The sequence below is a fragment of the Jonesia quinghaiensis DSM 15701 genome, from assembly GCF_000423205.1.
GTDB classification, from domain to species: Bacteria; Actinomycetota; Actinomycetes; order Actinomycetales; family Cellulomonadaceae; genus Jonesia; species Jonesia quinghaiensis.
In genome coordinates this window covers 151,505-167,467 of record NZ_KE383990.1, presented here as the reverse complement: position 1 = coordinate 167,467, position 15,963 = coordinate 151,505, and the positions used below count along the sequence as shown (strand labels likewise).

At 56.4% G+C, this 15,963-nt stretch carries 13 protein-coding genes; 4 read left to right on the top strand and 9 right to left on the bottom strand.

Annotated features, from left to right (window positions below):
* Position 1 precedes the first annotated feature (1 nt).
* Entirely contained in the window at positions 2–898 is an 897-nt protein-coding gene (locus G538_RS0113190) for a heme o synthase (protein ID WP_035834467.1), read from the bottom strand.
* Positions 899–1,321: 423 nt separating this feature from the next.
* Between G538_RS0113190 and tkt the strand changes: the two genes are divergently transcribed.
* The 4 genes from tkt to pgl all read left to right on the top strand — a co-directional run bounded on the left by tkt (position 1,322) and on the right by pgl (position 6,987).
* Positions 1,322–3,439 (top strand): transketolase, encoded by a 2,118-nt coding sequence (gene tkt, locus G538_RS0113185; RefSeq protein WP_029069666.1) that lies wholly within the window; start codon positions 1,322–1,324, stop codon positions 3,437–3,439.
* Between the two features lie 286 nt (positions 3,440–3,725).
* Positions 3,726–5,267 carry a glucose-6-phosphate dehydrogenase gene (zwf, locus tag G538_RS0113180; RefSeq protein ID WP_029069665.1) on the top strand — a complete coding sequence of 514 codons (1,542 nt, stop codon included), beginning with the start codon at positions 3,726–3,728 and terminating at the stop codon, positions 5,265–5,267.
* 17 nt (positions 5,268–5,284) lie between these two features.
* Entirely contained in the window at positions 5,285–6,226 is a 942-nt protein-coding gene (locus G538_RS0113175; RefSeq protein WP_029069664.1) for a glucose-6-phosphate dehydrogenase assembly protein OpcA, read from the top strand.
* 2 nt (positions 6,227–6,228) lie between these two features.
* Positions 6,229–6,987 (top strand): 6-phosphogluconolactonase, encoded by a 759-nt coding sequence (pgl, locus tag G538_RS0113170; RefSeq protein ID WP_029069663.1) that lies wholly within the window; start codon positions 6,229–6,231, stop codon positions 6,985–6,987.
* 150 nt (positions 6,988–7,137) lie between these two features.
* Here the strand turns inward: pgl and secG are convergent, their stop codons facing one another.
* The 8 genes from secG to uvrC all read right to left on the bottom strand — a co-directional run bounded on the left by secG (position 7,138) and on the right by uvrC (position 15,952).
* Entirely contained in the window at positions 7,138–7,383 is a 246-nt protein-coding gene (gene secG / locus G538_RS0113165) for a preprotein translocase subunit SecG (protein ID WP_029069662.1), read from the bottom strand.
* Between the two features lie 150 nt (positions 7,384–7,533).
* Positions 7,534–8,316 (bottom strand): triose-phosphate isomerase, encoded by a 783-nt coding sequence (gene tpiA, locus G538_RS0113160; RefSeq protein WP_029069661.1) that lies wholly within the window; start codon positions 8,314–8,316, stop codon positions 7,534–7,536.
* A 24-nt stretch (positions 8,317–8,340) separates the two neighbouring features.
* Positions 8,341–9,540, bottom strand: a complete 1,200-nt coding sequence (locus G538_RS0113155) for a phosphoglycerate kinase (RefSeq protein WP_029069660.1) — start codon at positions 9,538–9,540, stop codon at positions 8,341–8,343.
* 143 nt (positions 9,541–9,683) lie between these two features.
* Positions 9,684–10,688: a type I glyceraldehyde-3-phosphate dehydrogenase gene (gene gap / locus G538_RS0113150; protein ID WP_029069659.1), complete on the bottom strand. Its 1,005-nt coding sequence runs from the start codon at positions 10,686–10,688 to the stop codon at positions 9,684–9,686.
* 303 nt (positions 10,689–10,991) lie between these two features.
* Complete coding sequence (gene whiA / locus G538_RS0113145) at positions 10,992–11,972, bottom strand: DNA-binding protein WhiA (protein WP_029069658.1); 981 nt, start codon at positions 11,970–11,972, stop codon at positions 10,992–10,994.
* A gap of 39 nt (positions 11,973–12,011) precedes the next feature.
* Positions 12,012–12,965: a gluconeogenesis factor YvcK family protein gene (locus G538_RS0113140; protein WP_029069657.1), complete on the bottom strand. Its 954-nt coding sequence runs from the start codon at positions 12,963–12,965 to the stop codon at positions 12,012–12,014.
* Between the two features lie 3 nt (positions 12,966–12,968).
* Positions 12,969–13,907, bottom strand: coding sequence for an RNase adapter RapZ (gene rapZ, locus G538_RS0113135; RefSeq protein WP_029069656.1), 939 nt, complete (start codon positions 13,905–13,907; stop codon positions 12,969–12,971).
* 86 nt (positions 13,908–13,993) lie between these two features.
* Positions 13,994–15,952: an excinuclease ABC subunit UvrC gene (uvrC, locus tag G538_RS16930; RefSeq protein WP_035834353.1), complete on the bottom strand. Its 1,959-nt coding sequence runs from the start codon at positions 15,950–15,952 to the stop codon at positions 13,994–13,996.
* Positions 15,953–15,963: the final 11 nt, after the last annotated feature.

Genomic DNA, 15,963 nt, shown 5'->3' with positions numbered 1-15,963 from the left:
CTCACAGAGGGAGGAAAACGTCCACGGCAACAGCGAGGAAGAGCAATGTGAGATACGTGATGGAGGCGTGGAATACCTTCATCTCCCCCACCTTTTTCGTGGTTCCGCTACGGGCTTTGCGGTACATGTCAATGCACATCCACAAGAACCACAAGCCCAGCACAAGGGCAACAATGGGGTACACCCATGTCATCTTGTCCCGTTCAAAGAACCACACACCCAGCGAAGCAGCGATCATCGCCACGGTGTAGGCGATCATCTCCATAGCGACACGCTTGGTATCTGCCACAACGGGGAGCATAGGTACCCCGGCATTGGCGTAGTCCCGTTTGAACTTCATGGACAGCGGCCAGTAGTGCGGTGGTGTCCAGAAGAAAATGACGAGGAAGAGCATCACGGCGCCCCAGGAAAGCGTCCCGGTGACTGCTGACCACCCAATGAATACGGGCATACAACCAGCGAGTCCGCCCCACACAATGTTTTGCGCTGTGCGGCGTTTCAAAATGATGGTGTAGCCCACGACATATATGGCGATCGCGCCGGCCGTAAGAAGAGCAGCTTGCACATGAACGAGGAGAACAAACCACACGAGTGACAAGACGGTGAGAACCCACCCGAAGATCAGAGCTTCGCGGGGACTTACTTCACCAGTCACCAAAGGACGCCGCTTTGTGCGGTTCATGACTTCGTCGATGTCACGGTCGATGTAGCAGTTGAGAACTCCTGCGGCACCTGCCGCGAGGGCCCCACCCACCATGGTGTTAAGGACCAGCACGAGGTCGGGTAAACCGCCTTGAGCCAGAATCATCGAGGGGAACGTGGTGACTAAAAGCAGCTCGATCACTCTGGGTTTAGTTAACGCAAGATAAGCGCCTGCTTTGGCGCGAAGCGCCGACATCCGTGAGTGTGATGATGGCTTGATCACTGTGCCCGGCGCCGGGGGTGATAGAGCCTCGGTCTTGCCCTGGTGAGTGTTATGCACGCGTCTCGGAGTTCCGTTCTGGTCTCAAGCAGGTTCTGAAGCGCTTCTCCTCCATAGTAGTGCTGAGGTGTTCCTTAGCGAATGATGTGGCGTGTGACGTTGGTCGAAAGTCCTATCTCATCGCACATATTCGCCAATGTTAGCGTTCACATTCACGATTCCAGCCCGGTAGAATGGCAGTGCGCGCGTCTCATACGTTCCAACGTTCCGCAGAGCCGTGGAACACGGAGTCCAAAAATCAGATTTGTTACTCTGGTCCAGAGACCGCTTCGGCAACGATCACGTGACAGTTTCACACAGACAAATTCCGGCGGACCCTGCCGGAAGGAATGAGGATTGGTGAACGCCTTCACCCCTGCAGCTCAAGATCTCCAGTGGTCAGAACTGGATGACCGCGCCGTCAAAACCATCAAGGCACTCGCTGCCGACGCCGTGGAGAAAGTCGGTAACGGGCACCCCGGAACCGCAATCTCCCTCGCACCAGCCGCCTATTTGCTCTTCCAAAAAGTTATGCGGCACAACCCCGCAGACCCCAACTGGGTTGGACGCGACCGCTTTGTCCTGTCCGCTGGGCACTCCTCACTCACCATCTACCTACAGCTCTTCCTCGCTGGGTACGGTCTTGAGATGGACGACATCGCATCGCTGCGAACCTGGAACTCCAAAACACCTGGACACCCCGAATACGGGCACACCGAAGGCGTGGAAATCACCACAGGCCCACTGGGCCAAGGACTCGCATCAGCCGTAGGTATGGCATTTGGGGCTCGCCGGGAACGTGGACTCTTCGACCCAGAAACGGCTGACGGAGAATCCGCATTTGACCACAACGTGTACGTTATCGCTGGTGACGGCGACCTCCAGGAGGGCGTGACGTCCGAAGCGTCTTCTCTTGCTGGCCACCAAGAACTAGGCAACCTTGTTGTCATCTACGACCAGAACCACATTTCCATTGAAGATGACACTGACGTGTCATTCTCCGAAGATGTACTGGCTCGCTATGAGGCATACGGTTGGCACGTACAACGTGTGGACTGGACCCAGGGTGGGACCGAATACGCTGAAGACGTCAACGGCCTCTACAACGCTATTCGCGAAGCAAACAAGGTCACGAACAAGCCTTCCATCATCGCACTGCGCACCATCATTGGTTGGCCCTCCCCCACGAAGCAAAACACCGGTGGTATCCACGGTTCAGCGTTGGGTGGCTCCGAAGTATCCGGACTGAAGGAAGCACTCGGACTTGACCCAGAAGTAACATTCCACATCGACGCCGATGTTCTGGAATACACTCGCTCGGTAGCCAGCCGTCAAGAAGAAACACACACCGCCTGGACCGCCGCGTATGAGGCGTGGCGTGCAAACGGTGGCGAAGGTGTTGAACTCTTCGATCGACTGGCAGCACGTGAACTTCCAGCAAACTGGACCGACGCACTGCCTGTCTTCGAAGCTGGAAAAGCATTGGCAACCCGTGCCGCCTCCGGTAAGATCCTGTCGGCTCTTGCTCCAGTACTGCCTGAACTGTGGGGTGGCTCCGCGGACCTCGCCGGGTCAAACAACACCACAATGGCAGGCGAGCCGTCCTTCCTTCCTGAGCACCGTTCAACACGTTCATTCAGCGGAAACCCTTACGGACGCACGCTGCACTTTGGAATCCGTGAACACGGTATGGGTGCCATCCTCAACGGAATTGTTCTGCATGGTGCAACCCGCGCCTACGGTGGCACATTCTTGGTGTTCTCCGACTACATGCGCCCCGCCGTGCGCCTCGCAGCGATCATGGAGATCCCTTCCATCTTCGTATGGACGCACGACTCCATTGGCGTTGGTGAAGACGGTCCAACACACCAGCCCATCGAACACCTATCAGCGCTTCGTGCCATTCCAGGGTTGGACGTCGTCCGCCCCGGTGATGCAAACGAGGTTTCATGGGCGTGGAAGACCATCATCGAGAAGACAGACCGCCCAGCGGGCATCATTCTCACACGCCAAAACATTCCCACCTATGATCGCAGCGAAGGTGCCGCAACAGGTACCGACTTTGCGTCAGCACAAGGTGTTGAGCGTGGAGCCTACACCTTGATCGATGCGCAGGGTGACGTTGATGTTCTGCTTCTCGCAACAGGCTCAGAAGTACAGCTCGCAGTTGCAGCACGCGAAGCACTCCAAGAACAGGGTATCGGTGCACGTGTTGTGTCTATTCCTTGCGTCGAGTGGTTTGCTGAGCAAGATGAGGACTACCGCGAGTCGGTGCTTCCTTCCTCTGTGAAAGCGCGCGTTTCCGTGGAAGCTGGTTTGGGATTGGGGTGGCGTGAGTTTGTTGGAGACGCCGGTCGAATCGTGTCCATCGAGCACTATGGTGCCTCAGCGGACGCCACCACATTGTTCCGTGAGTTTGGTTTCACACCAGAAGCTGTTGTCGCTGCGGCACAAGAGTCCATCGCAGCAGCACGCTAATCGCCTCGTTTCATCAGGAAAGGAACCTCACATAGTTTCCTGATGTAGCAGGTCATGATGGGTGGGCGGGGAATATTCCCCGCCCACCCATCGTTGTCTCACCGGTAGATGCGCCGCTGAGAGGTATGCAACGGCACGTTACGGCACATGGCCGCATCGTGACCGCGCCATGTGGAGCAGTGCACCTGCCGTATAAGATCAATCCAGTTCTCATCAACTGCTCTCTACGACTTTGCCCGGCGCAGCCCGCAATGACGCGCCGGGACGACAGAACGGTGTAAAACACGTGCAGCCAGTTGCTCTTTCCTCCGGAAACAATCCCCTCAGAGATCCTCGTGATCAGCGTCTCCCGCGCATCGCTGGTCCGTGTGGCATCGTCATTTTTGGTGTCACTGGTGATCTCGCTCGTAAAAAGCTCATCCCCGCTGTCTACGACTTGGCCAATCGTGGCCTTCTCCCGCCAGGTTTCGCGCTGACCGGGTTCGGTCGGCGCGACTGGAGCGACAGCGACTTCGCGGAGTACGCCGAGAAGGCTGTGCGTGAACATGCGCGGACACCGTTCCGTGAATCAGTGTGGCTGGAACTTGTGGGTGGTATTCGCTTTGTCACCGGTACTTTCGATGACCCTGAGGCGTTCCGTCGCTTAAGTCAAACAGTGCGTGAGCTTGATGAGAAACGTGGCACAGGCGGAAACCACGCGTTTTACCTCTCTGTTCCTCCGTCAGCGTTCCCGTTGGTGTGTCGCCAACTCGCGGAGTCTGGGCTGTCGGAATCAGCTGAAGATGCCTGGCGCCGTGTTGTTATTGAGAAACCTTTTGGTCATGACCTCGCGTCAGCTCAAGCACTCAACGATGTTGTCTCAGAGGTATTTCCTCCAGAAGCTGTTTTCCGGATTGACCACTACCTGGGTAAGGAAACAGTTCAGAACATTCTGGCGCTCCGTTTTGCCAACCAAATGTACGAGCCCATCTGGAACTCCCACTACGTGGATCACGTCCAAATTACAATGGCTGAGGACATCGGTATTGGGTCGCGTGCCGGCTACTACGATGGCATCGGCGCAGCGCGGGACGTTATCCAAAACCACTTGCTGCAGCTGCTCGCTTTGACCGCGATGGAGGAGCCTGCATCATTTTCGGCTCATGACCTCATTGCCGAAAAAATCAAGGTCCTCGCGGCGACCAGGGTGCCTGGGGATATTGAAGCGCACACCGCACGCGGTCAGTACACAGCTGGCTGGCAAGGCGGAGAAAAGGTCAAAGGTTTCTTCGACGAAGATGGGATTTCACCGTCTTCGGTCACGGAAACGTTCGCTGCGATTCGCGTTGACGTCGAGAACCGCCGGTGGGCTGGCGTGCCGTTCTACTTGAGAGCAGGCAAACGGCTTGGTCGTCGTGTCACCGAGATTGCGATTGTCTTCAAGAAGGCACCACACCTGCCGTTTGAAAGCACAGCTACCACCAAACTTGGCGAAAACGCACTAGTCATCAGAGTGCAGCCAGATGAAGGTGTCACCATGCGCATCGGCGCTAAAGTTCCTGGCACCCAAATGGAAATTCGTGACGTCACCATGGACTTTGGCTATGGTCACGCGTTCACCCAGTCCTCACCAGAAGCGTATGAACGCCTCATCCTTGACGTTCTGTTGGGAGATCCCCCGCTCTTCCCCCGCCACGAAGAAGTTGAATTGTCGTGGCAGATCCTGGATCCCATCACCGAATACTGGGCAACCCATGGAACCCCAGATGCCTACCGTGCCGGCACGTGGGGCCCACAAAGCGCTGAACAGATGCTAAGCCGTGACGGCCGTACCTGGCGTCGTCCCTAGGGTGAGGAGAGTTCCCCATGATTATTGATCTTCCAGATACCACAACCAGTAAAGTAGCTCGCAAGCTTGTCAAGATCCGTGAAGAAGGCGGGCAAATCGCGCTTGGTCGCGTGCTGAACCTGGTGATTCTTGGCAATGTTGATGAGTTAGATGATGCAATCGCTGCTGCGAACATCGCATCCAATGAACACCCCTGCCGCATTATTGCTGTGGCAGCATCCTCAGATGGTACTTCCACTCTGGATGCTCAGATCCGTGTGGGCGGCGACGCAGGGGCATCTGAGGTGATTGTGTTGACGGGTAACAGCGACCAAGTGGCCCACACAGATACCCTCATCATGCCGCTTCTGCTTCCCGATGCGCCCATCGTTGCGTGGTGGCCAGGGCAAGCCCCTATTGCTCCCGCTCAAGAGCCCTTGGGCGCTATGGCACAAACCCGCCTCACCGATTCATTGCAGTCATCGAATCCTTGTGGAGATCTTGATGCTCTGCGCAAGAACCACCAGCCTGGGGACGTAGACCTCGCCTGGACTCGTGCAACGGTGTGGCGTGGTCTCATTGCCTCTGTTCTTGACCAACCTCCTTACGTGGGTATTGAGCGCATCGATATTGAAGGTCAACGTAACCACCCGTCGGTGAACCTCCTTGCGGGGTGGCTTGGGTTGAAACTTTCCGCTGAGGTCACCACCCAGTTCATTGATGAAGCTCTTGGTCTCACCCGTGTTGCACTGCACCGAGCAGACGGGTCGACGATTGAGTTCACACGCGCTGACGGGAAGCGTGCACTCCTGCGGCAGCCGGGAATGCCTGAACAAGGCATTAACCTGCCTATCCGTTCCTTGGAAGACTGTATTGCTGAAGAACTGCGTCGTTTGCACCCTGATGAGGTGTACACCGATGTGTTACTCAACGGATTGCCCCTCATCACTGAGAAAACCCCTGCAAATACGGAGGTCTGATCATGACCCGTTCAGTCATATTGCATCAAGACGCCACATTCCTCGCCCAAGCAACAGCCGCTCGGCTGTTGATGAGGCTTCACGAGTTGGCCCAAACCCAAAACCGGGTAGATATTGTCCTTACCGGCGGAACCGTGGGTATCGCCACTCTTGCCGAGATGAGCTCCTCCCCGTTGCGGATGGGTGTCGACTGGACAGTGGTCCATGTGTGGTGGGGCGACGAACGGTTTGTCGCAAGTGACTCCCCTGACCGCAATGAAGGACAAGCGACTGAAGCGTTGCTGTCGCAGTTGCCTATTCCACCAGGAAACATTCACCGGATGGCTTCGGCGAAAGGCGATACGACGGCCGAAACTGGGGCGGTCGCATACGCCAATGAGTTGTCTCAGGCGGTGCCTGGTGAGGTAACACCTTTCTTTGATGTATTGCTCCTGGGGATGGGGCCAGACGGTCACGTAGCATCGCTGTTCCCTGAGCACCCCACAGCGTTGACGAGCGGGGTGGTTGTTGCTGTACATGACTCCCCCAAACCTCCACCAACCCGCATCTCGTTGACGTTTGACACCATTAACCGTGCACGGCAGGTATGGGTTGTTGCGGCCGGCGAGGAAAAGGCGCCAGCTGTTGCTCGCGCACTTGCACGTGTTGACCCAGTTGCAACCCCAGCTTCAGCTGTGCGAGGCACAGAGAAAACTCTATGGCTCGTTGATGCTTCTGCTGCGGCAGACATCGTTGTTCCCCCAACTGGTCAGCTCACATAAGGCAAACCACCTGAGAAGCATTGTGGGACCCAATCCGTTAAGGATTGGGTCCCACAATGCTTTGTCATGCACAGAAACGTGAGGGCCGGTTAACCAACACGACATGTTGGTTAACCGGCCCTCACAGGCGTTCTTGCGCGATCTGTTGTCTCAGACAAGGATCTTCTGGAAAAGCCCCAGAAGAACGATGGAGGCAAACCAGATGAGTGCGAAGGTGACAGTCAGACGGTTGAGGTTGGTTTGCGCATTACCAGCGTTACCGATTGAGGTAGATACTCCACCACCGAACATGTCAGACAAGCCACCACCCTTGCCTTTGTGCGTGAGCACAAGCAGGATGAGGAGCACTGAGGTGGCAACGAGAATCACTTCAAGGGTGATGCGCAGAATATCCACGAATTACTGTCCTTTGTCTTGAGGCTTGGTGGCGACACCAAGCAAAGTTGCGGTCCTTGCGGCACCGGTGACAAGACTAGTCCACTTTGAACCAGAAATGCTAGGTGGCCCACCCAGCAGATGCAGGTGGGCCACCAAACACTGAGTGTGTCAGCCGATGAAGTTGACGATCTTGGCGAACTCTTCTGGGTCGAGGCTTGCTCCACCGACGAGTGCACCGTCAACGTCTGCCTCATTCATCAATTCTTTGATGGAGGAGGACTTCACTGAACCGCCGTACAGTACGCGCACAGCGTCAGCAACGTCTTGTGAGTACAACTCAGCTAGACGTGCACGGATAGCTGCAGCAACCTCTTGTGCGTCGGCTGGCGTAGCAACTTCACCGGTGCCGATAGCCCATACAGGCTCGTACGCGACAACTACCTTGGCTGCGTCTTCGGCGGAGATTCCGTCGAAAGCGCCGTCGACCTGTGCGAGGGTGAAAGGAACCTGCTCTGCGGCCTTACGGACCTCAAGTGGCTCACCAACACACACGATGGGGACGATGCCGTGTGACAGGGCGTTCTTTGTCTTGGCGTTGACCAGTGCGTCATCTTCACCGTGGTACTGGCGACGCTCTGAGTGTCCAACGGCCACGTACTTCACAGAGAGACGGGCGAGGAACACTGGTGAGATTTCACCGGTGTATGCGCCAGAAACCTGAGCTGACAGGTCCTGTGCACCGAAACTGATGGACAGTTTGTCTGCGTCAACGAGGGTTTGCACGGACCGGATGTCGGTGAAAGGAACAAGGACGGTTGCTTCAACAGCGTCGAAGTCGTGCTTGGCGTCCTTGAGTGCCCATGCGAGTTTCTGAACTGTGTGAACTGCCTCGTGGTGGTCGAGGTTCATTTTCCAGTTGCCGGCAATGAGCGGGGTGCGAGTGTTCGTCACGTGTATAGCCTTCCTAAAATGAGATTATGCGTCGAGGACGGCGATGCCTGGGAGGACCTTGCCTTCAAGGAACTCGAGGCTTGCGCCACCACCGGTGGAGATGTGGCTGAAGCCAGCTTCGTCGAATCCGAGAATACGGACGGCTGCGGCGGAGTCGCCACCACCTACGACGGAGAAAGCGCCGGTTGCTGTCGCGTCCACGATACCTTGAGCGACGGCGCGGGTGCCGCCAGCGAATGCTTCGAACTCAAAGACACCAGCTGGGCCGTTCCAGACAATGGTCCGGGAATCAGCGAGCTTTGCCGCGAAAAGTTTCTGCGACTCTGGGCCGATGTCCAAGCCCAATTGGCCGTCAGGGATAGCATCTGCAGCAACGACTGTCGCTGGTGCGTCTGCCTTGAATTCTGGTGCAACGATGATGTCGACAGGAAGGACGATTTCGACGCCGTTCTTCTCTGCAGTCTCGAGGTAACCCTTTACTGCGTCGATCTGGTCTTCTTCAAGCAGGGAGTTACCTACGGAGTGACCCTTTGCTGCGAGGAAAGTGAAGAGCATTCCACCACCAATGAGGAGGCGGTCTGCTTTGCCTAGTAGGTTACCGATGACACCGAGCTTGTCTGACACCTTTGATCCGCCAAGGACCACGGTGTAGGGGCGTGCTGGGCTGTCGGTTGCCTTACGTAGTGATTCAACTTCTTTTTGAACAAGGTCACCCACGGCTGATGGGATAACCCGTGCCACGTCGTACACGGAGGCTTGCTTGCGGTGCACAACACCGAAGCCGTCTGAGACGAAGAAGTCGGCGAGTGAGCCGAGTTCACGTGCTAGTTCTTCGCGCTCTGCGTCGACCTTGGAGGTTTCGCGGGCGTCGAAGCGGATGTTTTCGAGGAGAACAACGTTGCCGTCTGCTAGTTCTGCGACTGCTGCTTTTGCTGAGTCACCGACAACGTCCTGGGCGAGGGTTACTTGTGTGCCAAGGAGTTCGCTGAGGCGTGCAGCCACAGGGGCTAGGGAGTATTTGGCGTCTGGCTCACCTTTGGGGCGGCCGAGGTGCGCGGTGATGATGATTTTTGCACCAGCGTCAACGAGCTTCTTGAGTGTGGGAAGCGCGGCGCGGATACGGCCATCGTCTGTGATGGTTGTGCCGTCGAGTGGCACGTTGAAGTCTGAGCGGACGAGGACGCGCTTTCCGCGCAAGTCACCGAGGTCTGCAATGGTCTTCATGGGTTCTCCAAAGGGTCGTGCGTGAGGGGTTGGACGCGAAACGCCCGCGTGGTGACCGGTGCCTTACGGCTTGTCACACACGCGGGCGCCTCGTCAACAGGATGTGGTGCTATCCCGGCGGGTAATGCTTACCGATCGCAGGATCAGAGCTTCTCACCAACGAGAACGGTGAGGTCAACCAGACGGTTGGAGTAGCCCCACTCGTTGTCGTACCAGGAAACAACCTTGACCTGGTTGCCGATCACCTTGGTCAGACCAGCGTCAAAGATTGACGAGGCTGGGTCGGTGACGATGTCTGAGGAGACGATTGGGTCTTCGGTGTAAACCAGAACACCCTTGAGTGGTCCCTCAGCAGCAGCCTTGATCGCGGCGTTGACCTCTGCCACTGTGACCTCGCGGCCAGCGGTGAAGGTCAGGTCGGTTGCAGAGCCAGTTGGTGTTGGTACGCGAAGTGCGTATCCGTCAAGCTTGCCCTTGAGCTGTGGCAGAACCAGAGCAACAGCCTTAGCAGCACCAGTTGAGGTTGGAACAATGTTGATCGCTGCGGCGCGTGCGCGGCGCAGGTCACGGTGTGGTCCGTCCTGGAGGTTCTGGTCACCTGTGTAGGCGTGAACGGTGGTCATGAGGCCACGCTCGATGCCGAATGCCTCATCAAGAACCTTGGCCATTGGCGCGAGGCAGTTGGTGGTGCATGAAGCGTTTGAGATGATGTTGTGCTTCTCTGGGTCGTACTGGTCAGCGTTGACACCAACAACGAAGGTTGCGTCTTCGTTGCTTGCTGGTGCGGAGATGATGACCTTTTTTGCACCGGCTTCGATGTGAGCCTTAGCCTTCTCAGCATCGGTGAAGAATCCAGTGGATTCGATCACGATGTCGGCGCCGAGCTCACCCCATGGGAGCTTGGCTGGCTCGCGCTCAGCAAGTGCGCGGATCTTCTTACCGTCAACTGTGATTGACTCGTCGTCAAAGGAAACTTCCTGTGACAGGCGGCCCAGAACAGAGTCGTACTTGAGCAAGTGCGCAAGAGTCTTGTTGTCGGTGAGGTCGTTGACTCCGACGATCTCGATGTCAGCACCCGACGCAAGGATTGCGCGGAAGAAGTTACGGCCGATGCGGCCGAAGCCGTTGATTCCGACGCGGATGGTCAAAATACCCTCCTCTGAGCACGCCGGGTTTTCCGACGCACATTGATGTGTATACGAACGAATAACGCACAAAGTGCGTTGCGACTTGTCAGGTGAGGCTCAGCGATTACTTACGTGCTGTGTCGTTAACTAGTGCACCGCCAGTCTCGCGCAGCGGGCAGCTTACCTGACAGGTAAAACTCTATAACGTTTTTGCATATTTCGTGGGGACGATGGTCCCCCGCGACGCACTTTTTTACGTGATGTGTCAGATAACGTCGAGAGTTTGCTGCGATTTTACGCAGATTTTGCTCGATGAAAACACGCTTACAGGTCGAGCAAATCCTGAGACAAACCCGCTTCAGTGTCCGGTATGTCGAGTTCGTGGGCGCGTTTGTCGGCGGTAGCTAGGAGCCTTCTGATGCGCCCGGCAACAGCGTCTTTTGTCAAAGGAGGGTCAGCAAGTTGCCCCAATTCTTCCAGCGAGGCTTGCTTGTGTTGCAGACGAAGCTCCCCTGCCTGGCGTAAATGATCGGGCAGGTCAGAGCCAAGAATGTCAAAAGCGCGTTCCACGCGGGCACCAGCTGCAACCGCGGCTCTGGCGGAGCGTCGAAGGTTCGCATCATCAAAATTCGCCAGCCTGTTAGCATTTCCGCGCACCTCGCGGCGTTTGCGGCGCTCTTCCCACACCTGCACAGCCTCACGCGCACCTAGGCGGGTCAGGAGTTCGCTGATAGCTTCACCGTCACGAACCACAACGCGGTCAACGCCGCGCACCTCACGGGCTTTTGCGGTAATTCCTAAGCGCCGTGCGGCACCAACAAGCGCAAGGGCGGCTTCTGGGCCGGGGCAGGTCACTTCTAACGCTGAAGAGCGCCCTGGTTCAGTCAGTGAGCCGTGCGCCAGAAACGCACCACGCCAAGCGGCTTCTGCTTCAGCGATACCTGCTGACACAATCTGGGGTGGGAGCCCACGTACGGGGCGTCCACGGTTGTCTAGCAGCCCTGTTTGCCGCGCAAGGGACTCCCCTTCGCGAACAACACGAACCACATACCGGCTCCCACGCCGCAGCCCGCCCCCTGCAACAGTGATGAGTTCACTGGAGTGCCCGTACACGTCAGCGATGGTCTGCCGGAGCCGGTTCGCAGCGATCGCGGTGTCCAGTTCAGCCTCGATGACGATCCGCCCCGAGATAATGTGCAACCCGCCAGCAAATCGTAGGGTCGCTGATACCTCGGCCTTCCTGCAAGAGGTCTTATCCACCTTGAGTCGAGCGAGTTCGTCTTTCACCTGAGCCGTTAATGCCATGAAGCAATAGTGCCACTTCTCGTGAAGGCGCGTGGGCGCCTAGGACGAGATTGTTCCCACATCGCCCAAAAAATTGTCAAAGACATCCTGGTAGGCGGCAGCAAGTCGCAAGGGATCATGGCGTGCAGTGCCATCCCCACGCCGTAGTTGCCGGAAGATCACCGATGCACCCAATGCTTTGGCAGCAAGCAGCAACTCATCTGTGTCATCAACAGACGAAGGATCCGCCAATATCGCGTCAACCCGAAGGTCAGGGGCATGGCGAACAAGTGCTCTGACATGGTCCGCTGTCGACATCCCATACGTTTCGGTCCCCGAGTTACTGAGGTTAAGGGTGACACACCGGCGCGCTTGGGTCGTCAACAGTGCTTTACGGAGATCCGGAACAAGCAGATGCGGCATTACGGAGCTGAACCACGACCCTGGTCCTAAGACCACCCAGTCAGCGTCGTACACTGCTTGAACAGCTTCCACGCAAGCAGGAGGAGATTGGGGAATGAGCCGCAAGTTCTCAACATGACCTGCTGTTGCGGCCACCAATGACTGCCCTTGGACGGTAAAGGTGCGTCCACCAACTGCCATGTCAGCCTCGATGGATAAAGGTACCGATGCCATGGGCAATACCCGGCCTCGGGCGCCTAACAGTTTGCCAACCCAATCCAGCCCGGCAACGTTGTCATCAAGTAGTTCCCAAAGGGCAACGATGAGCAGGTTCCCTACGGCGTGATTGTTCAAGTCCCCTTCAGAGGTGAATCGATGTTGTAGGAGATCCCGCCACAATCTACCCCACTCAGAGTCGTCACATAACGCAGAGAGCGCCATCCGCAAATCCCCTGGTGGGAGTACATCGAGTTCATTCCGTAAGCGACCTGAGGACCCTCCATCGTCAGCAACTGTGACAATTGCTGTGATCTCTTGGGTCATCAAACGCAACGCAGAAAGGCTCGCCGATAAACCGTGGCCGCCCCCCAACGCGGCTACTGCTAAGGACAACGGTCACTCCTTGCCCAGGTCACGGGCCGTCACCACAACACGGTGGCCAGCTTGCTTTAACCGCCGCCCAATCTCTTCGCTGACAGCTACTGACCGGTGTTTCCCACCGGTGCACCCCACTGCGAGAGTGACATACCGCTTTTCCTCATTCGTGTAGCCCGCCAACACGGGCTCAAGAGCATCGACGTATCTCTCAATGAACACTTTCGCGCCGGGCAGCCCCAACACGTAGTCAGAAACTGGCTCATCGCGCCCTGTCAGATGCCGCAACTCATCGATCCAGTACGGGTTCTTCAAAAAACGCATATCAACAACGTGGTCTGCATCTAGGGGAATCCCATACTTGAAACCAAACGACACCACATTAATGCGGATCTGGTCGTGAGAGTCTTCAGCAACGGCCCCCCGAACTTGACGCGCTAGATCATGGACATTCAATTCTGAGGTATCAATGACATAGTCAGAACGATTACGCATCCCTGCGAGTAGCGAACGTTCAATGGTGATCCCATCAAGGATACGCCCATCACCTTGCAACGGGTGGGGGCGTCGCACCTGCTCAAACCGGCGCACAAGCGCCTCATCGCTAGCATCAAGGAACATGATGCGGAACGTAATGTTGTAGCTTTTGAACCGTTGTAGTACCTCATAGAGGTCGTTGAAGAACTCACGCCCCCGCACATCGACAACTGCAGCAAGGCGATTAATAGTCGAGTTTGAGTGGGTCATCATATCCACCAACGGAAGCAACATCTTCGGGGGTAAGTTGTCGATGACATACCACCCAAGATCCTCTAAAACCTCCGCGGCTTTAGACCGCCCGGCACCAGACATACCGGTGACAATAAGTACTTCAGAGACATTCCCAGACGGATTATGCGCTGTAGCCTCCACGATAGGAATACCTTGAGGAACGGTGAGCGGATTCGGTTCGCTGGTCATGCCACTAGCATGCCAAACAAAAACCATGCATGCGCACCTGCCACACCGCAACCACCTAGGTGCAGTCACTCAATGACAACGAAACCTCAAGGTTCGTCCGTCGATGACGGGTGTAAAGCAGCAACCACATTCTCAGCGATCTTGGGGCCAAACCCCTCCACCTGCGCGATAGCCTCAACAGAAGCTTCCCGTAAACGCTTCACCGACCCAAAGTGCTTCAACAGCGCCTTCTGACGTGACGGGCCAACCCCAGCAACACCATCCAGCTCAGAAACAACCATCCCCTGAGAACGCCGACGCCGATGCGCAGTAATTGCAAACCGATGTGCCTCATCACGAAGTCGCTGCAACAAATACAAGCCTTCAGAGTGGCGCTCCAAAATCACCGGGAAATCATCATCAGGAACCCACAGCTCCTCCAGCCGCTTCGCCAACCCACACACCGCAATATCCGAAATACCCAGATCACGTAAAGCCCGCACCGCAGCAGCAACCTGCGGCGCACCACCATCAACAACAACAAGAGAAGGATCATAAGCAAACCGTTGCGGTTCCTTCTCTGCCGCCGCGCTTACCTCGCCGTGATCCACAGCTGGCGGGGAAGCAGCATCACCGGGAACATAATTCTTAAACCGCCGAGTGATGACCTCATACATCGCCGCCGTATCATCAACAGCGCCATCCCCCGACTCACCGCGGATATTAAACAACCGATAGCCCGACTTCTTCGCCAAACCATCCTCAAAAACCACCATCGACGCCGACTGATACGTCCCCTGATTATGGGAAATATCAAAACACTCAATCCGCAAAGGAGCTTCATCGAGATCCAACGCCTCATGAATCTGCCGCAACGCCTCCGAGCGACTCGTCAAATCCCCAGCCCGGCGCGACTTATGCAACCGCAAAGACTGCTCAGCATTAACCAACACCGTCTGCGCCAAAGCAGCCTTCTCCCCCCGCTGCGGCACACGAAGGTCGACTTTCGCCCCCCGCAACCCACTCAGCCAACTGGCCACAGTGCCCGCATCATGCGGCAACACCGGCACCAGAACTTCACGAGGCACCGCATCACGCTGCGCAGTCACATCAAGCACCTGCGGCTCAGCACTTTCCCCATACACCTGCTGCAGCAAGTGCTCCACAAAATCACGCTCATCGAGAGCTTCAACCTTCTCCGCAACCCACCCACGTTGGCCACGGATCCGACCGCCACGAACATGGAATACCTGCACCGCCGCCTCAAGCTCATCATGGGCAACAGCAAAAACATCAGCATCCGTGGCATCAGACAACACAACAGCGTTCTTCTCCAACGCCCTCTCTAACGCACCAATATCATCACGCAACCGTGCAGCCTGCTCAAAATCTAAATCCCCCGCAGCCTGCTGCATCTTGCGCCGAAGCTCACGAATAAACCGCCCTGTGTCCCCCGCCAAAAAATCGCACAGGTCCTCAGCAAGATCACGGTGGTCCTCTTCACTGATTTTGCCCGTGCACGGAGCAGAACACTTATCGATGTATCCCAGCAAACACGGCCGCCCAGAACTCTTCGCCCGGTTATAAACACCCTGCGTACACGTCCGCACAGGAAACACCCGCAACAACTGATCCAACGTCTCCCGGATCGCCCACGCATGACCAAAAGGACCAAAATACCGGTCACCAGGCTTCTTCTTCCCGCGCATCACAAACGCACGCGGAACAGACTGCGACATACTTACCGACAAATACGGGTACGACTTATCATCGCGATACTTCACGTTGAAGCGTGGATCAAACTCCTTAATCCACGTGTACTCCAACGCCAAAGCCTCAACTTCAGTGCCAACAATGGTCCACTCAACCCCAGCAGCAGTTGTCACCATCGTTTGCGTACGCGGATGCAACGCAGAGACATCCTGAAAATACGACGACAGACGCGACCGCAGATTTTTTGCCTTGCCAACATAGATCACCCGATTTTGGGCATCGCGAAAACGATACACACCCGGATTCGTGGGGATCTCCCCCGGCGCAGGACGATATGTTGCGGGATCAGCCATCGGAATCTTCT